Raw genomic sequence first — 260 nt, 5'->3', positions numbered from 1 at the left:
GGCTACATCGAAATCGCCGGCCGCCGCGCCGAAGTGGTGATGGCCAACCCCGCCGGCATCCGCGTCGACGGCGGCGGCTTTATCAACAGCAGCGGCGCCACCCTCACCACCGGCCGTCCCATCCTGGCAGACGGCCGTTTCGACGGTTTGGACATCGGCAGCGGCCGCATCGAAATCGGCGCTCAGGGTCTTGACGGGCGCGGTGCCGACTACACCCGCATTCTCAGCCGTGCCGCCAAGATTGACGGCGGCATTTGGGG

1 protein-coding gene is annotated in these 260 nt (G+C 68.1%); it reads left to right on the top strand.

The features are described 5' to 3' along the window. Nucleotides 1-260 (top strand): two-partner secretion domain-containing protein (locus tag MB824_RS10720; protein ID WP_238748532.1); only part of this gene is annotated, 260 nt, incomplete at both ends.

Origin of the sequence: Kingella pumchi, assembly GCF_022288825.1 — a bacterium.
Lineage (GTDB): Bacteria > Pseudomonadota > Gammaproteobacteria > Burkholderiales > Neisseriaceae > Kingella_D > Kingella_D pumchi.
This window is presented reverse-complemented; position numbering and strand designations above follow the sequence as displayed.